This is a genomic window from Psittacicella melopsittaci (assembly GCF_003585925.1).
In the GTDB taxonomy this organism is placed as follows: domain Bacteria; phylum Pseudomonadota; class Gammaproteobacteria; order Enterobacterales; family Psittacicellaceae; genus Psittacicella; species Psittacicella melopsittaci.
The window spans coordinates 1-21,004 of record NZ_NRJH01000041.1; the positions used below are offsets into that span (position 1 = coordinate 1).

Consider the following 21,004-nt stretch of genomic DNA (forward strand, 5'->3'; position numbering starts at 1 on the left):
CTCAAGGCAAAACAAAAGCTAAAGTTATGCTTGGTTATGACTATGAGCTATGGCTATAGGTTACGATCTATATCTATTAAGATCTAAAGCTAGAAAGTAGAAACTAAAATAGCAAAGCAAATATCTACAGACAAAAGAAAAAAGCTTGCACGAGCAAGCTTTTTTCTTGATCTAACTAACGATGGTTATTTGTGTCATTTTCACCAAAGAGTTTATAACCTTCGTTTTTATGAATACCATCATCTGCCTCTTCATCTAGTTTACGTGACCAGATTGAAGTGTGATAAATCTTATCTTGTAATTCTGGATATAAATCTGAATTAAAGTAGATATCGAACCATGGGTGTTTTTTATCTTTATATAATTGACGTTGGTAATCGTTAACTATTAAACGAATTTGCTTCCATAAAAGAACGAGAGCAAAGAGGTTTAAAATCGTCATACCTGCCATAGATACGTCAGATAAATCCCATACCATATCCGCATGTACTATAGAACCCAAGAACACACAAACTAATACAAAAATAGTAAAGATAAAGATTGCATATTTGTTTTGGGTAAAGTATTTTAATCCAGACAGAGCATATAAGAACTGACTAATAATTGAAGTAAAGGCAATAAAGAAAATTAAAACCGCAAAGGCGTATTTTGTCCAATCACCTAAAGTCACATTAATCGATACCGCTGTTAAGGCAGCATTGTCATATTGTCCTGTATTCCAAAGACCTGTAGTTAAAATAATTAAGGCTGTAAACGTACACACGATAAATGTGTCAACAAACACCCCAATCATTTGTGTCATCCCTTGCTCAGCAGGGTGACGTGTCGCAGCCGAAGCAGCAATATTTGGGTCAGCACCCATACCCGCAGCATTAGAGAAAAGACCACGTTTAATACCGAACATAACCGCTGTACCTAATAAACCACCTATACCTGCTTCTAAGTTAAAAGCTTCAGTAAAAATGATCTTGAAAGCTGGACCTATGTTTTCGTGGTTAACAACTAATACGCAAGTTCCTAAACCTATGTATAAAATAGAAACTATCGCAATTAAAATTCCTGAAATACGGCTAGCAAATTTTAATGAACTAAAAATTACTGCTCCAGAAATAATAGTTACGGCAACTCCTACATATACTGGATCAAAGGCAAATGATTCTTCAAAGGTACCTGCTATTTGGTTTGCCTGCATCATGTTAAAGGCAATACCATAAGTAAAGGCAAGGAAGATTGAGAATAATACCCCTAGACGTGGCATTTTAAGCCCTTGAGCTAAATAGAAGGCTGGACCACCTACGAACTCACCTTTTTCATTTTTTGTTTTATAAAGTTGGGCGATAGAAGATTCACAGAAAGATGAACCCATCCCGAGGAAAGCAGCAAACCACATCCAAAATACGGCACCAGGTCCACCTGCGGTAATAGCTGAAGCTACCCCAGCAATGTTACCTATACCTATACGTTGGGCAAGGCCTGTATAGAAAGATTGATTTGAGGAAATATTGATATCGTCATCGATTTTGTCATGGCGAGCCGTAAAGATACGCTTTAAGGCTAAAGGGAACATTCTTATTTGCACAAATTTTGTTACCCACAAGAAGAAAATCCCGGCACCGATTAAAACTACGGGGACGATAAAGTTTAAACCTGATTTAAGTAAATCATATAAAAATTGCAAAGTACTCATAGAAGATTTTTTTGTTTTCAGCTTAAGTTAGTAAAAACCTAGCTGCCTAAAATAAAAACTAATTACTTGATACTTAACTGCAGTTAAGTAGGATAAATAAAACCTAATACGTTTAAGCTAATACTTAAAAAATAACTTCTTGCTTGTAATTCATTGAAAAACAAACATCCTTAATAATCTAACATAGAAGAGGGGCTATTGCAAATTAAAAAACCCAAGCTTTATATAGCTAATTAACTATATAAAAGCAATAAGATTTTTTGCTCCTAGAAGCAAATTTTGACATGCAATTTATAAAACTTGAGGGGCGATTTAGAAAATAAAAAACTGCAAAAATTTAATTTTTGCTTGCCAAATAACTTTTGTCATCTCTATGTATTTATCTCTGAATATCAATAAGTTAAAGTAGTAATTTTGTTTTATTTAGGCTTTAGTTTTACTTACAATTTTTTCTTAGCCATTTTTATTCTTTTGCCTCTTTTTTCTTTAAGAGTAAAAGGCAAATTTATTGACTTAATTTTAATAAAACGAGAGCATTTTTTCTTATTTCTTGCTTTTAAATTTTGGAATAATTTTACCTAAAAAACTTTAATAACCTTTTACTTCGTATGGTTATTATTTGCAAAAGTGTTATTTTTTAAGCTCTTTCATTTTAGCCATTTAAAGCTATAAAACAACTCAAAACTTTCCTAGCAAATTTTACTGATCTTTATTTACCTTTGACGCTTTTGCCAATTATAGACCTATTGTCATTAATATTAATTTAAGCCCAATTTCCCTTATTTAAGTTATAATAATGACAATGACCAATGAGTGAGAATAAAGTATGCAACAACGTAAAGCTATAGTAATTATTCCAGTAAGAGGAAACTCCAAGCGCCTACCTGGAAAAAACATTCGTGAACTGAACGGCTTACCCTTAGTAGCCCATTCGATTCTCTACGCTAAACTTTTTCCTGAAATAGTTAGTGAAGTATTTGTTTCTACTGACAATGAGGAAATTGCCCAAATTAGTGCTCAATATGGGGCTAAAATTATTCATCGTCCTGATGATCTAGCACTCGATACTACGCCAACATTACCAGTACTTACCAATGCTTTAGAGCAACTTAATGATCCAAGTGTAACTGATGTTATCTTGCTCCAAGCAACTAATCCTCTGCGTACTAAAAATCTTTTACCTGAAGTTTGGCAACTTTATAGCCAATCTGATTTAGCCCTGCAAAGCCTTTTCTCGGTTACTCGCAGTTTTGCTAAACTAGGTAAAATCATTGACAATAAATTTGTACCTTGGAACTATAAAATTGGGCAAAGATCACAAGATTTAGAACCTTTATATTTTGAGGATGGAGTTATTTATATTTCTTCTGCCCAAAATATTAAGCAAGGTATTCTTCTTGACGCTAATGCTTATCCTTATATCAATCATAATCTTTCGGTAGATATAGATACAATTGAAGAGTTTGAGCATAGTGAGTATTTATTTAGTCAGTTAAATATTGGCTTAGATGAAAATAATATCTACAAACCTTTAGAAAGTTAAGTATGCAAATATATTTAGTTGGTGGGGCAATTCGTGACGCTCTTTTAGGTTGGGATACTAATACCGACTTGGATTTTATTGTTACAGGTATAGCTGAGCAAGAGCTAGCTCAACATCCAGACTTTAGCCAAATTAATCCCAAATTTCCTGTCTTTGTGCATACAAAAACAGGCACAGAGCTTGCCTTAGCTCGCAAGGAAATCAAAGAAGGAGCAGGCTATCATCAATTTAGTTTTATTACGCAAAATGTAACCTTAGAGCAAGATTGTCAAAGACGCGATCTAACGGTAAATGCTTTATATTTACCTGTAGATTCAAGTTTAGATACCTTTCCTCCTACTTTAACAGCTGAGCAAATTCGTGCCCAAAAAGACAAGGTACTTGACCCCACTGGCAGAGGTATTAAAGATCTCGAGCAAGGTCGTTTAGAACTAATAAGTGCTCAGTTTTGGCAAGATCCTTTACGCTTTCTCCGAGCTTTGCGCTTTTATTTTACTAAGCCTGGACAATGGCAAATTTCGCCACAAATTCTCGAGGCTAAAAAGCACTTAGCTTCAGACGACTATCTTAGTCTGTTCCAAGGGCAAAGTAAAATTAGAAAGGAGTTAGAAAAAATTATCCAGCAAGGACAAACTATTCCTTTTTTAACCCTTTTAAGCCAAATTGACATGGTAGGAGCTTTAGACTTACCTAGTCCTTTAACTATAGGTTTTAATCTCGCTCCTGCTGATAAAATCCCAGTAAGACAAAGCTTTTATTATCTGTGCCACAGCTTTTGTTTTATGAGCTTTGCTCGAGCTTATAATACTAGTTCTAGCTGGGAACATCTGGTTGCCTTTTGGCGTAGTCCTGAGTTCTTTGCCTCCTTGTTCTTTAATCAACTAGGTAAAAGTGAAATTCGCAACTTACAAGCTCTACTTACTAGTAGTGTGCAATTGAGCCAATTTCAAGCCCAATATTTTAGCTAAAAAAAAGATCCCCCAAGACATTGTCTTAGGGGATTTTTTAAAAAGAAGACTAACACCTTCATAGTGCTAGCCTTTAAAGAGAGCAGTATTATAGAGCTTCTTTCACTTTAGCTACTAGAGCTGAGAAAGTTGCTTGGTCGTAAACTGCGATATCAGCTAATACTTTACGATCGATCTCGATGTGAGATTTTTTCAGACCGTTAATAAATTGGCTGTATGATAAACCGTTGAAACGAGCCGCAGCGTTGATACGTGCAATCCATAATTGACGGAATTGACGTTTTTTCTGACGACGGTCACGGTATGCATATTGACCTGCTTTAATTACTGCTTGATAAGCAACACGGTATACACGGCTACGAGCACCATAGTAACCTTTAGCTGCTTTTAATACTTTCTTGTGACGAGCTCTCGCCACTACACCACGTTTAACACGAGCCATTTAATTCACCTCTCAATTATCTTGCGTATGGAAGACACGCTACAACTAAAACCTGATCTGCTTTCGCAACTAAACATTTATTACGTAAATGACGTTTACGTTTAGGAGATTTTTTAGTTAAGATATGGCGAAGGTGAGATTGTTTACGTTTGAAACGACCTGAACCAGTTTGTTTGAAACGCTTAGCAGCGCCACGTACTGTTTTAATTTTTGGCATGATTATTTCCAAAATAATAGTTGATTACGCATTGTACACATAAAAAGTAAGGTGGTTAACTTTTTCGAGCGTCATGCTCCAAGAGTATTAACGCTTAAACCTTAACTTTTCTTCTTAATAGGAGCCATGGTCATCACTAATTGGCGACCGTCTACTTTTTTACCTGAAGATGATTCAACTACAGCGTAGTCTTTTAAATCTTCAACAAGACGTTCCATTAAGCGAACACCAAGGTCAACGTGAACGATTTCACGTCCACGGAAACGGATCGAAATTTTAGCTTTGTCACCGTCTTCGAAAAAGCGGATCAGGTTGCGTAATTTTACCTGATAATCCCCTTCATCGGTACCTGGGCGGAATTTAATTTCCTTCACTTGCACTACTTTTTGTTTTTTCTTTTGTTCTTTTAGTGCTTTTTGTTTTTCGTAAAGGAATTTACCGTAGTCCATGATTTTACAAACCGGTGGGTTTGCCGTAGGACTAATTTCCACAAGATCTAAGTCTCTTTCTTCAGCTATTTCAAGAGCTTCACGAACAGACATAATCCCTAATTGTTTACCATCTGCGTCAGTAACACGTACTTCTTTAGCACGGATTTCACGGTTTAAACGATTAGGTTTAGCATTATTTTGTCTACGATTATTATTCGGTTTAATAATTATTTCTCCGACTCACTGAAAGATACTAGTGAACGTGTTGCAATTTCTTCTTGTAGTTTAGCAACAAAGTCATCCACTTTAAATGTACCTAAATCCTTACCTGTACGCGTACGTACTGAGATAGTTCCATCTGCAACTTCTTTGTCACCACATACTAAAATGTAAGGAACACGTTTAATTGTTTGTTCACGAACTTTGAAGCCTACTTTTTCGTTACGTAAGTCTAGTTTGGTACGAATATTAGCAGCTCTTAGTTTCGCATATACTTGGCATGCGTACTCTTCTTGCGCACTTGAGATATTTAAAATAGCTGCTTGCGTTGGAGCACACCATGCTGGGAATGAACCAATATATTGTTCAATTAGAATACCAATGAAACGTTCAATTGAACCTACACATGCACGGTGAATCATAATTGGGTGATGTTTTTCCCCGTCTTCACCAATGTATGTTGCTTCTAGACGTTGAGGCATGAAGAAGTCTACTTGAACTGTACCACATTGCCATGCACGATCTAAAGAGTCATATACTGTAACTTCAATTTTAGGACCATAGAAAGCCCCTTCACCTGGTTGGTATTCAAAAGTTAAGCCACTTGCAGTAATTGCATTTGCTAAAGCTTGTTCTGCATAATCCCAAGTAGCTTCATCACCAATACGTTTTTCTGGGCGTGTTGATAATTTAATTTCAAATTTAGATTCGTCGAAACCAAATACATTATAGATTTCACGAATTAAACTAATACATCCTTGTACTTCAGATTGAATTTGGTCTTGAGTACAGAAAATGTGCGCGTCATCTTGAGTAAAGCCACGTACACGCATTATACCACTTAATGAACCTGATGGCTCGTTTCGGTGACATGAACCAAACTCAGCCATACGAATTGGTAGATCACGGTATGATTTTAAACCTTGTTTAAAGATCATAATATGACCAGGACAGTTCATAGGTTTAATCGCATATTCACGGTTTTCTGATGAAGTAGTGAACATGTTTTCACGATAGTTATCCCAGTGACCTGTTTTTTCCCAGAGAGATTTATCAAGGATAATTGGTGCTTTAACTTCTTGATAGTTATGTTGTTCTAATTTCTCACGAATGAAGTTTTCAACTGAACGGAAAATAGTATAACCGTCGTTGTGCCAGAAAATTAAACCTGGACCTTCTTCTTGTAAGTGGAATAAATCTAATGCTTTACCGATTTTACGGTGATCACGTTTAGCAGCTTCTTCTAGATGTGCTAAGTATTCATTTAGTGATTTTTTATCTGCCCACGCTGTACCATAGATACGTTGTAAAGGAATACCTTTAGCATCGCCTCTCCAGTAAGAACCAGATGTTTTCATGAGTTTAAAGTGCTCACAAAAACGCATGTTTGGTACGTGTGGACCACGACACATATCAATGTATTCTTCATGGTGATATAAAGCTGGACGTGAATCTTTAGGAACATTGTCCTCTAAGATTTCCATTTTAAAGTTTTCACCACGTTTTGCAAATGTATCATAAGCTTCTTGCCATGAAACATTTTGTTTAACTACATCGTATTTTGTCGCAGCTAATTCTTTCATGCGTGCTTCTAAAGCTTGTAACTCTTCATCAGTTAAAGCATGGTCTAATTGCACGTCATAGTAAAAACCTTTGTCAATTACTGGACCAATTGCCATTTTAACATTTGGATATAATTGTTTAATAGCATGTCCTAATAAGTGAGCACAAGAGTGACGAATTACTTCTAACCCTTCTGGATCTTTAGCCGTATAAATTACAACTTCTGCATCGGTGGTAATTGGATCTACTAGATCTTTTAATTCACCATTAACACGACCGCAAATTGCATTTTTTGCTAAGCTATTACTAATTGATTTAGCAACTTCAGCTAAAGTTGTAGGTGCAGCAAATTCTTTAACTGAACCATCTGGGAGAGTAATTTTAATATTTGACATTTAAATTTTCCTTTGAGATAGAGAAGTCACTGCTGTAACTACAAACTTACGAAACAATAACTCCACATTCCTATTTCATTTTACCCTTATTATTTTAAAACTTCATCACATGGACATAAAAAGAAAAAACTAATTCTTCTTGTCCTCTAAAGAAAGTTTTAATTACAGACTTAAAACCCTAGGGCAAAAAGAAAAAATAAATCCTTTTTACTCTTGTTATTTTCAAGAGAAAACCTCTAAAAAATAAGCTCAAGATCATCTTAAAATAATAAACACGGCATATTATACCAAAATTAACTACCTTTTGTTAAGTTTTTTAAGCACTTTTTTTCTAAGATTTTTCTTTTCCAATGTCTATTTTTAGCTCTTATTTTTACTTTGAGCATAAAAAAAGCAGGTTTGGCAAACCTGCTAGAATTACTCGCTATTTCTTCTGACCGTAGTAAGCATCTTTTCCGTGTTTACGTAAAAAATGCTTATCTATTAATACTTGTTGCATAGGGCGTGAATTTGGAGAAATAATAAATGAATTAAAATTCATTAAAGCTACTTCTTCAAGTACTACCGCATTATGCACTGCCTCAAGACAATCTTTACCCCAAACAAATGGTCCATGAGAAGCAACTAGTACTCCAGGTACCATGTTTGGATCTATTTCTCGTTTTCTAAAAGTCTCTACAATTACTCGACCAGTTTCTAATTCGTACTCACCCTTAATTTCCTCTTCGGTCATGCGACGCGTACAAGGAATAGTGCCGTAAAAATAATCAGCATGGGTGGTACCTAAAGGAACTATATCACAACCTGCTTGAGCCCAAGTGGTTGCATTGCGCGAGTGAGTATGCACAACTCCACCAATATCTGGAAACTGTCTATATAACTCAACATGAGTAGGAGTATCTGAAGAAGGATTTAAATGCCCTTCAACTACTTTACCTGTGTTTATATCTACAACCACCATATCAGAAGCTGTCATATCATCATACTCAACTCCCGAAGGTTTAATTACCATTAACCCTGAGGCACGATCAATTTCACTTACATTACCCCAAGTAAAAGTAACTAAATTGTGTTTTGGGAGAAGTTTATTTGCTTTGAGGACTTTTTCTTTTAAATGTTCCAGCATAATTACTCCTTAAAGTTTTAGATAAATCCTGCAGTTTTCATTTGCTCAAGAATCCACTCTTTAGCATGTTTAAGTTCTGCAACAGGATCATCTGCCTTTTCTGTCCACATTTCAATTAAAAATGCGCCCTTGTAGTCAAGACTTTTTAGGGTTTTAAATACTTCTACAAAGTCTACACAGCCTTGCCCAAAAGGAACATCTCTAAATTGCCCAGGGAAATCAGGAGTAACCTTATAAGTATCTTTAAGATGGATAGCGGTAATATAACCAATACCTTTGGTTAACTCTTCGCTAACATTGTCATTCCATGCACTTAGATTACCTACATCTGGATAAACACAAAACCATGGGTTATTTACCAGTTCTTGATACTCTAACCAACGCGTGATCGAACTCATAAACTCAGTATCCATAATTTCTACTGAAACCATCACTTGATGCTGAGCTGCCAATCTTGCCGTCCAAAGCATTCCTTCTTTGAATAACTCTATTGTATGTGCATCTTGTTCTTCGTAATAAACGTCGTAACCAGCCAGTTGAATATTTCTTATCCCTAAGTCTTGAGCTAGCTTAATAGCTTTGGTCATAATAACCTTAGCTTCTTCACGAACTTCAGGATTATGACTACCAAATGGAAAACGACGATGGCCTGATAAACACATGCTACGTATATCTACGCCAATTTCGAGGCGAGCCGCATTGAGTTTTTGACGTTCTTCTAAAGACCAATCTAAACGAGCTAAACGCTCATCAGTTTCGTCAATAGAAATTTCTACATAATCGTAACCTAACTCTTTAGCTAGACTTAAGCGTTGCTCCCAAGTAATATCTTTAGGTAAGGCTTTTTCATAAATACCTATAGTAACTTTATTTGCTAACATTTAGCCTCCTACCAGTATTTATTAACTTCTTCGCGAATAGCTAAAGCAGTTTGTTCTCCTCCCTCTTTGGCTAAAGCACGCCCTGCAATGAAGGCTTTAGCTTTAATGCCTTGGAATAAATGAATATCCTCAGGTACGATACCACCAGTAATTGAAAGGTCTAAGCCTAAGTCAGAAAGAGCACGCATTTTAACTAGATCTTCTTCTTCCCAACCGCGTCCTGCTAGTTCAGCATCACGTGAACGGTGGTAAATAGCTTGTTTAATACCTAGGTCTACCCAAGCTTTAGCATCTTCATAAGTCCAGTTACCATAAATTTCGATTTGAATTTCACGACCAAACTCATCTGCTACTTTTTTACAAGCTGCAATAGTTGCAATGTGTGCAGCTGCAGATACAGTTAACCAATCCGCACCAGCTTTAAAAGCCATTTCTGCTAAAATTTTTCCGCCGTCAGTTGTTTTTAAATCACAAGCGAGAATATGATCTGGATATTCTTTACGTAAAACTTCAACCGCTTTCATCCCTTCGGCAAAAGCAAGAATCGTTCCAACTTCAATAATATCAACAAAAGTTGATACTTTTTTTGCTGTATCTAAAGCTGTCTCTAAGTTTAAAGAATCTAAGGCAATTTGTAATAAAGGTTTTTGACTCATTTTATGCTCCACTTTTTTTAAACATTGCCATAAGTTTCTACAACTTTAAGCACTTCTTCTACACTTGTACAATTACGGAAACGAGATAAATCTACTCCGTCTTCAGAATCTTCGTCATCAATAATTTGCATTAACTGCGTTAAAGCATAACCATGACTTGTTGCATCTGCACCTGCTAAAGTAAAAAATACATCTGCTTGTGAGCCGTCGGAAAACTCTACAGGTTCAGATAAGGTTACAATCGCAAAGGCAGTAAAGTTTACCCCATCTTCAGGACGAGCATGAGGCATGGCTAAGCCTGGACAAAGAATAAAATAAGGTCCTAATTCATTTACACTTTTTACAATCGTTTGGTAATACTGCGGAGTGATTGCTCCTGATTTTTCAAGAAGATCAGTACCAATTTTTACCGCTTGTTCCCAAGTCGCTGCAGATTGATTTAACAATACCGAATTGTTTTCAATTAGTGAATCACGTAAATTTACAGTCATAAGGTATCCTTTTGTAAAGTGCCTAGGGGAGAGCAAGCTCCCCTAGTTACAATTATTTATTTTGAAACTTCTTGATTAAAGCGATTAACTCGTCACCAAAACTTGCAGGATTTAACATGTTTTGTACACCAAGTACCGCTTTACTATCAGGAACTTCCATCTCAGATGAAAGGTGTTTAGAACTTACAATAATATCGGTATTTTGCAGTTTAGATTTATAGTCAGAAATTGCACACGAATCCATTACATTTGGAATGCCGCGTTTGTCAAGGTAAGCTTTGATTTTCATTTTTAACATCATTGATGAACCTTGACCATTACCACATACTGCAAGAATACGGATAGGTTTAACTTTCTCTAAGCTTGGATTTTGCTCTTGATTTTGATCTTGAGCTTCAGCTACAACTTCTTCTTCCTCTTCTAAGCCATAACCGTCTAACTGATCAAGAGTTAAACCTTTTTCAGCCGCAAGAGCTTCAGCAGCTCTGAGGTTACGTGAAGCATAGAACATGTACACTAATGCAGCAATAACAATAACCCAGAAGAAGAGTTTGCTAATTGATAAGCCTTGGAAGATTACCGGGAATACTAGAGCCCAGTCTGCCATGCCCATCCAAGCATTGAATTTAACTCCATATTCAGAAATTAAGTGAATAGCCCATGCTGAACCTAATACTTCGATTAGACCGAAAGTGAAACAGCATACAATTACCGCTTTCCAACCCCCGAATTTATTAGCAAATACCCCAATTGTTGCATTCGAGAAGAACATTGGAATAAAGCCAGGGATAACAAGAATTGGCGCATTAATTAAGAATAGAATACCTACAGCAATAAATTGACCGATAGCACCCCAAATAAAACCAAACACCATTGCATTTGGAGAGTAAGCATAGATAGCCGCACAGTCAATTGCTAATACTGCGTTAGGAATAATTCTTTCTGAAATACCTTTAAATGCTTCAGATAATTCAGCAACGAACATACGTACGCCCATTACAATCACTTGGATTGCAACTGCGAATTTAAGACCAGTTTCAAAAATGTAAATGATCCAGTTGGTTTTTCCTGCCATTTCTTGCAGACGATCAATACCAAATGATAGAAGGATAATACCGAAGAACACAGTCATTACTAAGGTAGTTGCCGAAATACTATCATGGAATACATTTAACCAACGTGGTAGTTTTAAATTATCTACTGTATTTTCAGGATCACCTACTTTAGGTGCTACTTTAACAGCGATATATGAAGCTACTTGCTGTTGGTGACCAATCGAGAATCCAGCTCCGCCTGTTACTGCTTGCGTAGGCTTATACATGATATTTGAGGAGATAGCCCAATATAAAGCAATAAGTACCGAACTATAGATAATTGACTCTACCATTGACGTACCCATAGCAAAGTAGAATACTACTACTAAGCCCGCTTGTTGGAACATAATGTGTCCCGTAAGCATAATTGTACGGATACCAGTAAAGCGTCTAAATGCTACAAGGAGAATATTAATCCCTAAAGCAATTAATACGGTATAACCAACCCATGAATAGTCATCACCCATGGCATCCATGGTCGCTATTAAAGTGGTGTAAGGGTCAATTACCGAACCTTCGAGATTGTGGTATTCAGATAACTTTTCAATAACAGGTTTAAAACTCTGAGTTAAAGCACCTGCACCTAATTGTACTAACATAAAACCAACGATGGTTTTAATTGTACCTTTGATAATTGTCGTTACATCTTTACGCAAGAGAATGTAACCAATCATCGTTACTAAACCGAGTAGTAACGGCGCTTTGGTCATTACTTGGTTATAAAAGATGTAGAAAATATTAAATAGAAAGTCCATATGCTTTCCTCATTAATCCATAATATTAATGCACTAAGTAAATCCTCTCTAAAAACACAGCTCTTTAATATAGATGGAAAAATATCCTTGAACTTCTCTCTACATAATATGGATTTTAGTGACAAGTTTAAGCCCTATTTTAGAAAATTTTCGAAAAGTGTGACTCATGACCACTTTTTTTAAGAAAAATAGATTTTAAACGATCATTTTTACCCTTCATTTTCAATAGTTATCAGTAAAATTGTCAAATTATCAAAAGTAATCACCATTTAGTTGATAACTTTTGATTTTATAAAAAATATTCTCTATTTTTTGGCAAAAAATAAATAAAAAGGGACAAAAAAGGGGTAATTTTAACCTAAAACTACCCTGTAATTATCAATTCCCTTACAAAATACTCAGAAATAAACGGTCAAATGTCACACTTTTCAAAAAAAGTTAAAAAATTTATTTGTGTTGATTTTTAGGCATTTTAATTCTAAAGGAAAGTTTTTTTGATCTTTTTTGATCAAAACGGCATTTGCCCCACTTTTAATATTTAGTAATTACGGTATCATATACATGACCTCTAAAAACACATCTCTTTACCCTAGTTAAATAATGAATACAGAGTTAATTAATAAAAACTTTAAATATGAAAACCTTCTCGAAGAACTAAGAGTGCGTAAAGTAATGTCCGTAGCTCAAGTTGCAGAGTACTTAGGAATTTCAGAAATTACCGCACGACGTTACATTAAGGCCTTAGATTACGAAGGAAGATTAAAAAAAGTTCGTAATGGTTGTCAATGTATTCAGCCTAGTCAACCCAAAGGTGAGCAAGATTGGAATAGTACAAATGTTGTAGAAGCAAGCAATTACGATGAAAAACGAAGAATTGCTCGCGCTGCGGCTAACTTATGTAAAGACGGAGACTCAATTATTATTAATTGCGGCTCTACAGCATTTTTACTAGGAGAAGAAATTTGTAATCGCGATATTACTGTGGTGACAAATTACTTACCTCTCCTCAATCGTTTAATTGAAAAACACCGTGGGAACACTGTGGTTATAGGTGGACAATATTATCCAGAACGTAATCTTTTTATAACCAATGAAGTTTCGCAAAACTTGCATTATGCTGCTAAGTTTATGTTTACGAGCGGTTCAGGTTTAACTGAGCAAGGTCTCTTTAAAAACGACTTAATTTCATTATTGGCGGAGCAAAAATTAATTTCTCAAGTTGAAACTTTAGTTTGTTTGGTTGATTCAGACAAAGTAGGGCAACGCGTGGGTTCTTTATTTGCTTCACCTAAGAACTTTAAAATCGTTATTACAGGACGCCAAGCTAATAAACGTATAGTTGCAGCCTTGCAAGAACAAGGAATTATCGTTATTTTAGTGTAAAGGAAAAATTATGAGTAAAGTTAATGAGATCACACGTGAGTCATGGATTCTTTCTACTTTCCCAGAGTGGGGTACTTGGTTAAATGAACAAATCGAAGATGAAAAGGTTCAACCTAACTCATTTACCATGTGGTGGCTAGGCTGTGTTGGAATTTGGTTAAAAACAGAAGGTAATACAAATATTTGTGTTGACTTCTGGTGTGGTACAGGTAAACGTTCAACCCGTAACCCATTCATGAAAAAACAACACCAAATGATGCGTATGGGTGGGGTAAGAGCGTTACAACCTAACTTAAGAACGGCTATTTTCCCTCTTGATCCATTTGCGATTAAAGAAGTTGACGCTATTATGGCAACTCACGATCACGCAGACCATATTGATGTTAACGTAGCAGCGGCAGTAATTCAAAACTGTGGTCCTCATGTTAAATTCATTGGTCCTAAAGCTTGCGTGAAATTATGGACTAGCTGGGGTGTACCAGAAGATAGATGTATTGTAGCTAAAGTAGGTGATACTATTGAAGTTGGTGATGTGAAAATTAAAGTATTAGATGCTTTCGATCGTACAGCTTTAGTAACCTTACCACAAGGCGTATCTTCAACAGATAAAGCTATCTTAGATCAAATGGATGATCGTGCAGTTAACTACCTATTTGAAACTACAGGTGGAAACATCTATCACTCAGGTGACTCGCACTACTCGAATTACTATGCTAAACATGGTAATGAACACCATATTGACGTTGCTTTAATGGCATATGGTGAAAACCCACGTGGGGTAACTGATAAGTTAACAGCATCAGATGTATTAAGAGCTGCTGAATGTTTACGTACTGAAGTAGTAATTCCAGTTCACCACGACATCTGGTCTAACTTCCAATCAGATCCACGTGAAATTGAAGAACTCTGGTTACTCAAAAAAGAACGTCTACAATGGAAATTCCATCCATTCTTCTGGCAAGTAGGTGGCAAATTCACCTTCCCAGCTGATCGTGATCGTATCCATTATCAACACTATCGTGGTTTTGACGACATCTTTACTGATGAGCCGGAACTTCCATATAAAAGCTTCCTATAAACTAGACATCAAAGCTTCCTGGACTCAGGAAGCTTTTTTGTGAGCAAAAAAATATGCAAAAGGTAAGAAAAAAATATAAAATATATGATATTTTTTATTTTTGATACAAGGTAAATTATCTATGTTTAATAATTTATTTGAAAAAGCATCTAGTATTGTTAATGCTGCTAAAGATTTAAAAGATTTAGATTTAAATAACCCTTCTCAGCTTTTAGATCAAATTAAAAGCTTAGATTTCGATACAGCTAAAGAAAAATTACAAAGCATTATCCCTGCTTTACCTATTACTAAAGAGCAAATTACTTCTCTTTTAGATAAACTATCTCAAGCTACAGCTAATAATGAAACTATTCACGAAGTAGTAGAAAAATTAAAATCATTATTATCTGCAACTATTACGCCAAAAGATCAAGCATAAAATAAAACCTGGAAACAAGTTTCCAGGTTTTATTTATTATTTTCTCTTAGCTATAGCTTGCTGATAGAGTTTAAGCGCCTCAGGTAAGTTGTCTTGTAAAACTTTAAATCTTTGTGAATAAGAAGGGTGAGTCGATAAAATCGAGTTAGAAGTATCACCACCTGAGTAGGCTTCCATTTTTTTCCAGAGAGTAATAGCATTTTCAGGATTGTAACCTGCTTTAGCCATTAAAAATAAACCTTGCACATCGGCTTCGGTTTCGTTGGCACGACTAAAAGGCTTCATAACCCCTAAATCGGCAAGCGTAATAGCTGTTTGCCCTACGGCAGTACTTTGCGTAGCTACAGCTGCAGCTTGAGATGCCCCTACTACTAAAAGTTGTTGCCCTATACGTTGCTTAGTATGTTCTAAGAGAGCATGGGTCATTTCATGTCCCATAATTGCCGCTATTTCATCATTATTTAATTTAAGCTCTTCCACTAGTCCAGTATAGAAAACAATGCGTCCCCCTGGAAGAACATAAGCATTTAGAACTTTTTGTCTTAATACTGTTAGTTGCCACTGAAAAGCTACTCCAGTTTTATTTTCTTGATCGGCAATTGGGCGTAAGCGATTATATACCGCGAGAATACGATAATAGGTCTGTGATGAAGTATCTATGCTTTGTTTTTCTTGCTCACGTACTTGAGCATAACTTTGGGCTGAAATTTTATCTAATTGCTCGGTATTGTAACCTGCGAGTTCGGCTACCGAGGCACAACCCCAAAGTAGACTTGTTGCCGCTACCACGGCAATAATCTTTTTTTTCAAATTCATTTTGGCTTCTCAATAATTAATTATGTTATCTATTTTATTTTATCTTTAAAAGAAAATGAATATTTTTTTGCCTTTTAGACTCTAATAGTTGACTAAAAATTGTGTGAATTTATACTTTAAATTCGCAAAGTGCGGTTTTTAGCTTGCTTAATTTAGCTTAATTTTCATGAGTTTATCGATGTTCAAACTCTTATTATATCGTAAAAATGCAACTTAAATCAAAAAATAGCCCGATTTTTTAGTATAGACTAAAAACTCTAAAGTCAGACTTTAGAGTTTTTAATAAAAAATTAAGGTATATTTTTATTTTTGTTTAATGGATATAAAAAAGGATTAAAAAATTTATAATAAAACTTTGATTTTAATTTACTTTCATATATAATGAGTTACATAAATAAAAAATAAATTACAACAACAAATAAAGCTTCTATCTATAAGATACTGCTTTAAAGAAAATGTCCAAATCAACATCAATAATCATCAAATAGGATTTATATAAATATGTGTGGTTTTGTATATAACTCAGCAACAATGAAAAACATTGAAGTTTTCCAACAAACTTCATCATTAATTACTCACCGTGGTCCAGATAACTATCAATTTGAAGCTAACAAAAATGGTACTTGGGGCTTCCACCGTTTATCTATTATGGACTTATCGGCAGCTGGTAACCAACCATTCAAATTCAAAGAAGCAGAAGCTGTATGTAACGGGGAAATCTATAACTTCCACCAAATTCGTCGCTTTTTAAGAGAAAAATATACTGAGTATACTTTCACTTCAGATTCTGATTGTGAAATCCTACTTCCTTTATTCTTCTACTTAGGTGCAGATTGCATGGTTAAAATGCTTGACGGTGAATTTGCTCTTGTAATTAGCGATGCAGCTTCAGGTACTTTATTAGCAGCTCGTGACCCTATGGGTATTCGTCCATTATTCTATGGTTACGATAAAGAAACTGGCAAAATTGCTTTTGCTTCAGAAGCTAAAGGTATACTTCCATACTGCACAGATGTAGCTCCTTTCCCACCAGGTCACTACTACCTCAACGGTGAGTTTGTATGCTACAACGATTTATCAAACCCACGTCAAATTTCAACTGATGACTTTGACACAGCAACAAGAAAAATCCGTGAACTACTTGAAGCTGCAGTTGATAAACGTTTAGAATCAGATGCTCCAATTGGTTACCTATTATCAGGTGGTCTAGATTCATCTTTAGTATGTGCGATTGCAACTAAAAAACTTGGCAAAAAAATCAAAACTTTTGCTGTAGGTATGGACACAGACCCAATTGACTTAAAATATGCTAAAGAAGTAGCTGACTACTTAGGTACTGAGCACCACGAAATCATTATGACCAAAGATCAAGTGTTATCTATCCTTGATAAATTAATTTGGCACCTAGAAACATGGGATATTACTACTATTCGTGCTTCAGTAGGTATGTACTTAATTTGTAAATGGATCCACGAAAACACAGATCTTAAAGTATTATTAACTGGTGAAGTATCAGATGAGCTATTTGGTTATAAATATACTGACTTTGCTCCAACTCCAGCAGCTTTCCAAGCTGAAGCAGCAAAACGTGTAAAAGAACTTTACATGTATGACGTATTACGTGCTGACCGTTGTTTAGCGGCTAACTCTTTAGAAGCACGTGTACCATTTGCTGATACAGACTTTGTTCAATATGTAATGAGCATTAATCCAGCGTTAAAAATGAACACTTACAACAAAGGTAAATACTTATTACGTAAAGCATTTGCTGGTACTGACTACTTACCAGATTCAATCTTAATGCGTGAAAAAGCAGCCTTCTCTGATGCTGTAGGTCACTCAATGGTTGATCACTTAAAAGCTTACGCAGAAGAAAAATACACAGATGCAGATTTAGAAGCAGCTAAAACTAAATACCCACACGGTACTCCATTCACTAAAGAATCTTTACTATACCGTGAAATCTTTGAAAAACACTTCCCAGGTCAAGCACACTTAATTAAAGACTTCTGGATGCCTAACAAAGAATGGGTTGGTGCTGAAGTTAACGATCCATCAGCTCGTGTACTGAAAAACTACGGTGATTCAGGTAAATAATAATTATCCCAAAAAAGTACCTTCGTTTGAGGGTACTTTTTTTATGTCCTTAGTTTGCATATAAAAAAAAAGGGAGCTACATGGTTGTAGCTCCTTTTGACTTATTTATTATAGTTTTCTAATAAAGCTTTAGCTTTTGCTTTAGCTTGTTCAATAGTTAATAACTCTTTTTCCCCTGTACGGCGATCTTTAAATTCAACCTGACCATTGTTAAGGTTTTTCTCCCCAACAATAAATTGGTAAGGAACACCAATTAGGTCAATGTCAGCTAAAGCAACGCCAAGACGCTCACCACGATCATCGAAGTATACTTCTTCTTTTAATGGTAATTCAGCGTAGAATTGCTCAGCAAAATCACGCACAGCTTGAGATTTGTTATAGTTAACTGGTACTAAACCAACTAAGAAAGGTACTAAAGCATCTGGTAAAGTACAACCCCACTCATCGTGGTTTTGTTCAATAGCAGCAGCTACTACACGTGTAACCCCTATACCATAACAACCCATTACAGGATGAATGTTTTGTCCATTTTCGTCAGTAACAGTAAAGTTTAATGATTTAGAATACTTGTCACCTAACATAAATACGTGACCACATTCACAACCACGTGTAAGTAGAAGTTTACCTTGACCATCTGGAGATGGGTCACCTTCAACTACATTACGTAAATCTGCACTGTGATAGTCAGTTACATCACGATCCCAGTTTACGCCAAAGTAGTGGTAATCTGTATCGTTAGCACCCGTAACAAAATCTGAAACAGTTAAAGCTGTATTATCTACAATTAAAGGTACTGGACAATTAATTACCCCTAGTGAACCAGGTTTTGCACCAAATACTTCTTCGATTTGTCCTGGGTTAGCCATAGTAACTGGAGAAGCAATTAATGGGTGGTGTTCAGCTTTAACTTCATTAAGCTCGTGATCACCACGTAAAGCAATAGCTACTAATGGAGCTTGTTCTGTTGCCCCGTTAACTACAACCAGTTTAATTGTTTGGCTCGCATCATAAGCACCTTTACCAAATTCTACTAAACTTTCAATTGTCGTTACGCCAGGAGTATGAACTTTTTCTACCTCTTTAGTTGGAGCTTGACGTTCACTACTTGGTAAAGCTGGTGCTTTTTCAATATTAGCCGCATAGTCTGAAGTATCACTATAAGCGATTAGATCTTCACCAGCTTCAGCTAGAACTTGGAATTCTTTTGAACCCGCTCCCCCCATGCTACCATTATCAGCTTCTACAGCACGGAAACTTAAACCACAAGCGGTAAAAATACGGTGGTAAGTTTCTTCCATATCAGCATAAGTACGTTTTAAATCTTCCCAATCTTGGTGGAAAGAGTAGGCATCAGCCATGATAAATTCACGTGTACGTAAAATACCAAAACGTGGTCTGGTTTCGTCACGGAATTTAGTTTGAATCTGATACAGATTTAATGGAAGTTGACGGTAAGAAAATACTTCTTGTTTAACAGTAGTAGTAAATACCTCTTCGTGAGTAGGTCCTAAAACAAAGTCAGCATCTTTACGGTCTTTGAATTTTAAAAGGTTGTCACCATAGCTATTATAACGCCCTGATTCAATCCATAATTCGGCAGGAGTTACCATAGTTGCAAGACATTCATGTGAGCCTACAACTGCATGTTCACGACGAACTATCTGTTCTACTTTATTCAGAATACGTTTACCAGTTGGTAACCAAGTGTAAACCCCAGAAGCTAATTGACGTACCATACCAGCACGAATCATAATTTTGTGTGAATCAATAACTGCTTCTGAAGGAGCTTCTTTTAAAGTTGCTAAAAAATATTTTGATATACGCATGAAATAACCTTGAAAATAGAAATGAAAAAATAATTGAAAATACAAATAATTTTTTTACTTATTCACCCGTGCTGGGTTGTTGCTCTGCCGGAGGCGGAGGTAAAGGAAAATCTCTTGTATTTATATCAGTTCCATCTATTTCCTGAATATATAATGGGATAGTGAAAAAGCCATTAAACCCTATATTTGCTACGAGAGTATTTTTAATAAACTCAGGTACTAAAGGTAAGGTTTTTAACCCCTGTAAATTGTAGTCCATAGTAACTACAATTATTTGCCCTGGAAGAAGATAATTTGGGGCTTGTTCTGGAGTTAATTGCGGATTATAAGCATTTAAATTGTATTGTGTAACGTCAGTGAGCTTATAAGACTGATCATAGACAATAGGTACTTGTAAGAAAAAGTTGGTCGAACTATTATCTAAACTTGCTTCTCCAGTGTCTGAAGGTGCCTCAGGCATAGCTATAGCAAAGTTTACTACAGCATCTAAGTACACTTTACTTATAGGTTTGTCACTAATATTTTTTATGGCATAACTTAAATGTAAGAGACCATCTTTATAAACAGATCTTAAATTAATCGAGCCATCTTTGTTTTTAGATTCTGCTAAACTAACTAAAGGTCTAACTTCTACTGTTTTATAAAACTGAGTAACCAGATCTTGATTTAAATTGGCAAAGTCATCAACTACCTGGTTTTCATCTAATCGAATACTTAGACTTGTAACTAATCGATTCGGAGTATTCTTAGTTACTACATTGTTAGTTGTTGGCGCTGGCTTGTCACAACTAGCTAAAACTGCACCGACAATCAATGCCAAAACTAAGGATTTTAAACGCATCATTATTTTGACTAATTTTTTAATTGTAAAAACTTGGGTTTATCTCTATATTATATAGAGGAAGTTTTATTTTTTTC

General features: G+C 35.6%; 19 protein-coding genes. 6 read left to right on the forward strand and 13 right to left on the reverse strand.

Features of this window, described 5'->3' with window-relative positions; translation table 11 throughout:
- Window positions 1-175: 175 nt before the first annotated feature.
- The gene (locus CJP74_RS04730; RefSeq protein ID WP_119497130.1) at window positions 176-1,687 is read right to left on the reverse strand and encodes an alanine/glycine:cation symporter family protein; all 1,512 of its coding nucleotides are present in this window, start codon (window positions 1,685-1,687) and stop codon (window positions 176-178) included.
- A gap of 826 nt (window positions 1,688-2,513) precedes the next feature.
- Here CJP74_RS04730 and CJP74_RS04735 point away from each other — a divergent pair.
- Window positions 2,514-3,230: an acylneuraminate cytidylyltransferase family protein gene (locus CJP74_RS04735; RefSeq protein ID WP_119497131.1), complete on the forward strand. Its 717-nt coding sequence runs from the start codon at window positions 2,514-2,516 to the stop codon at window positions 3,228-3,230.
- 2 nt (window positions 3,231-3,232) lie between these two features.
- Window positions 3,233-4,198 (forward strand): hypothetical protein, encoded by a 966-nt coding sequence (locus tag CJP74_RS04740; RefSeq protein ID WP_119497132.1) that lies wholly within the window; start codon window positions 3,233-3,235, stop codon window positions 4,196-4,198.
- An 88-nt stretch (window positions 4,199-4,286) separates the two neighbouring features.
- Here CJP74_RS04740 and rplT read toward each other — a convergent pair whose 3' ends face one another.
- From rplT to CJP74_RS04785, 9 genes are all read right to left on the reverse strand, one after another.
- On the reverse strand, window positions 4,287-4,640 hold the full coding sequence (gene rplT / locus CJP74_RS04745) for a 50S ribosomal protein L20 (RefSeq protein WP_119497133.1): 354 nt from the start codon (window positions 4,638-4,640) through the stop codon (window positions 4,287-4,289).
- A 16-nt stretch (window positions 4,641-4,656) separates the two neighbouring features.
- A complete protein-coding gene (gene rpmI, locus CJP74_RS04750; protein ID WP_119497134.1) occupies window positions 4,657-4,857 on the reverse strand; it encodes a 50S ribosomal protein L35 in 201 nt (66 codons plus the stop codon).
- A gap of 101 nt (window positions 4,858-4,958) precedes the next feature.
- Complete coding sequence (gene infC / locus CJP74_RS04755; protein ID WP_427909967.1) at window positions 4,959-5,519, reverse strand: translation initiation factor IF-3; 561 nt, start codon at window positions 5,517-5,519, stop codon at window positions 4,959-4,961.
- The gene (thrS, locus tag CJP74_RS04760; protein WP_119497136.1) at window positions 5,516-7,465 is read right to left on the reverse strand and encodes a threonine--tRNA ligase; all 1,950 of its coding nucleotides are present in this window, start codon (window positions 7,463-7,465) and stop codon (window positions 5,516-5,518) included. Before thrS ends, infC begins: the two co-directional genes overlap by 4 nt.
- A 424-nt stretch (window positions 7,466-7,889) precedes the next feature.
- Entirely contained in the window at window positions 7,890-8,591 is a 702-nt protein-coding gene (gene araD / locus CJP74_RS04765) for an L-ribulose-5-phosphate 4-epimerase (RefSeq protein ID WP_119497137.1), read from the reverse strand.
- Between the two features lie 17 nt (window positions 8,592-8,608).
- Entirely contained in the window at window positions 8,609-9,472 is an 864-nt protein-coding gene (locus tag CJP74_RS04770) for an L-ribulose-5-phosphate 3-epimerase (protein WP_119497138.1), read from the reverse strand.
- A gap of 8 nt (window positions 9,473-9,480) precedes the next feature.
- Window positions 9,481-10,128, reverse strand: coding sequence for a 3-keto-L-gulonate-6-phosphate decarboxylase UlaD (locus CJP74_RS04775; RefSeq protein ID WP_119497139.1), 648 nt, complete (start codon window positions 10,126-10,128; stop codon window positions 9,481-9,483).
- A gap of 17 nt (window positions 10,129-10,145) precedes the next feature.
- Complete coding sequence (locus CJP74_RS04780) at window positions 10,146-10,619, reverse strand: PTS sugar transporter subunit IIA (protein ID WP_119497140.1); 474 nt, start codon at window positions 10,617-10,619, stop codon at window positions 10,146-10,148.
- 52 nt (window positions 10,620-10,671) lie between these two features.
- Window positions 10,672-12,468: a PTS ascorbate-specific subunit IIBC gene (locus CJP74_RS04785; RefSeq protein WP_119497141.1), complete on the reverse strand. Its 1,797-nt coding sequence runs from the start codon at window positions 12,466-12,468 to the stop codon at window positions 10,672-10,674.
- Window positions 12,469-13,068: 600 nt separating this feature from the next.
- Here CJP74_RS04785 and ulaR point away from each other — a divergent pair.
- The 3 genes from ulaR to CJP74_RS04800 all read left to right on the forward strand — a co-directional run bounded on the left by ulaR (window position 13,069) and on the right by CJP74_RS04800 (window position 15,347).
- Window positions 13,069-13,851, forward strand: coding sequence for an HTH-type transcriptional regulator UlaR (gene ulaR / locus CJP74_RS04790; protein ID WP_119497142.1), 783 nt, complete (start codon window positions 13,069-13,071; stop codon window positions 13,849-13,851).
- Between the two features lie 10 nt (window positions 13,852-13,861).
- A complete protein-coding gene (gene ulaG / locus CJP74_RS04795; RefSeq protein ID WP_119497143.1) occupies window positions 13,862-14,929 on the forward strand; it encodes an L-ascorbate 6-phosphate lactonase in 1,068 nt (355 codons plus the stop codon).
- Between the two features lie 121 nt (window positions 14,930-15,050).
- A complete protein-coding gene (locus CJP74_RS04800; RefSeq protein WP_119497144.1) occupies window positions 15,051-15,347 on the forward strand; it encodes a hypothetical protein in 297 nt (98 codons plus the stop codon).
- 36 nt (window positions 15,348-15,383) lie between these two features.
- Here the strand turns inward: CJP74_RS04800 and CJP74_RS04805 are convergent, their stop codons facing one another.
- The gene (locus tag CJP74_RS04805) at window positions 15,384-16,163 is read right to left on the reverse strand and encodes a M48 family metallopeptidase (RefSeq protein WP_222986940.1); all 780 of its coding nucleotides are present in this window, start codon (window positions 16,161-16,163) and stop codon (window positions 15,384-15,386) included.
- A 501-nt stretch (window positions 16,164-16,664) separates the two neighbouring features.
- Between CJP74_RS04805 and asnB the strand changes: the two genes are divergently transcribed.
- Window positions 16,665-18,260, forward strand: a complete 1,596-nt coding sequence (gene asnB / locus CJP74_RS04810; protein WP_119497145.1) for an asparagine synthase B — start codon at window positions 16,665-16,667, stop codon at window positions 18,258-18,260.
- A gap of 101 nt (window positions 18,261-18,361) precedes the next feature.
- Here asnB and CJP74_RS04815 read toward each other — a convergent pair whose 3' ends face one another.
- Complete coding sequence (locus CJP74_RS04815) at window positions 18,362-20,086, reverse strand: proline--tRNA ligase (RefSeq protein WP_119497146.1); 1,725 nt, start codon at window positions 20,084-20,086, stop codon at window positions 18,362-18,364.
- A gap of 58 nt (window positions 20,087-20,144) precedes the next feature.
- Window positions 20,145-20,930 (reverse strand): hypothetical protein, encoded by a 786-nt coding sequence (locus CJP74_RS04820; RefSeq protein ID WP_119497147.1) that lies wholly within the window; start codon window positions 20,928-20,930, stop codon window positions 20,145-20,147.
- Window positions 20,931-21,004 lie beyond the last annotated feature (74 nt).

Excerpts from the sequence above, each read along its gene's own strand:
- CJP74_RS04730 (WP_119497130.1), bottom strand. The coding sequence starts at position 1,687 with ATGAGTACTTTGCAATTTTTATATGATTTACTTAAATCAGGTTTAAAC.
- CJP74_RS04735 (WP_119497131.1), top strand. The coding sequence starts at position 2,514 with ATGCAACAACGTAAAGCTATAGTAATTATTCCAGTAAGAGGAAACTCC.
- CJP74_RS04740 (WP_119497132.1), top strand. The coding sequence starts at position 3,233 with ATGCAAATATATTTAGTTGGTGGGGCAATTCGTGACGCTCTTTTAGGT.
- rplT (WP_119497133.1), bottom strand. The coding sequence starts at position 4,640 with ATGGCTCGTGTTAAACGTGGTGTAGTGGCGAGAGCTCGTCACAAGAAA.
- rpmI (WP_119497134.1), bottom strand. The coding sequence starts at position 4,857 with ATGCCAAAAATTAAAACAGTACGTGGCGCTGCTAAGCGTTTCAAACAA.
- thrS (WP_119497136.1), bottom strand. The coding sequence starts at position 7,465 with ATGTCAAATATTAAAATTACTCTCCCAGATGGTTCAGTTAAAGAATTT.
- araD (WP_119497137.1), bottom strand. The coding sequence starts at position 8,591 with ATGCTGGAACATTTAAAAGAAAAAGTCCTCAAAGCAAATAAACTTCTC.
- CJP74_RS04770 (WP_119497138.1), bottom strand. The coding sequence starts at position 9,472 with ATGTTAGCAAATAAAGTTACTATAGGTATTTATGAAAAAGCCTTACCT.
- CJP74_RS04775 (WP_119497139.1), bottom strand. The coding sequence starts at position 10,128 with ATGAGTCAAAAACCTTTATTACAAATTGCCTTAGATTCTTTAAACTTA.
- CJP74_RS04780 (WP_119497140.1), bottom strand. The coding sequence starts at position 10,619 with ATGACTGTAAATTTACGTGATTCACTAATTGAAAACAATTCGGTATTG.
- CJP74_RS04785 (WP_119497141.1), bottom strand. The coding sequence starts at position 12,468 with ATGGACTTTCTATTTAATATTTTCTACATCTTTTATAACCAAGTAATG.
- ulaR (WP_119497142.1), top strand. The coding sequence starts at position 13,069 with ATGAATACAGAGTTAATTAATAAAAACTTTAAATATGAAAACCTTCTC.
- ulaG (WP_119497143.1), top strand. The coding sequence starts at position 13,862 with ATGAGTAAAGTTAATGAGATCACACGTGAGTCATGGATTCTTTCTACT.
- CJP74_RS04800 (WP_119497144.1), top strand. The coding sequence starts at position 15,051 with ATGTTTAATAATTTATTTGAAAAAGCATCTAGTATTGTTAATGCTGCT.
- CJP74_RS04805 (WP_222986940.1), bottom strand. The coding sequence starts at position 16,163 with ATGAATTTGAAAAAAAAGATTATTGCCGTGGTAGCGGCAACAAGTCTA.
- asnB (WP_119497145.1), top strand. The coding sequence starts at position 16,665 with ATGTGTGGTTTTGTATATAACTCAGCAACAATGAAAAACATTGAAGTT.
- CJP74_RS04815 (WP_119497146.1), bottom strand. The coding sequence starts at position 20,086 with ATGCGTATATCAAAATATTTTTTAGCAACTTTAAAAGAAGCTCCTTCA.
- CJP74_RS04820 (WP_119497147.1), bottom strand. The coding sequence starts at position 20,930 with ATGATGCGTTTAAAATCCTTAGTTTTGGCATTGATTGTCGGTGCAGTT.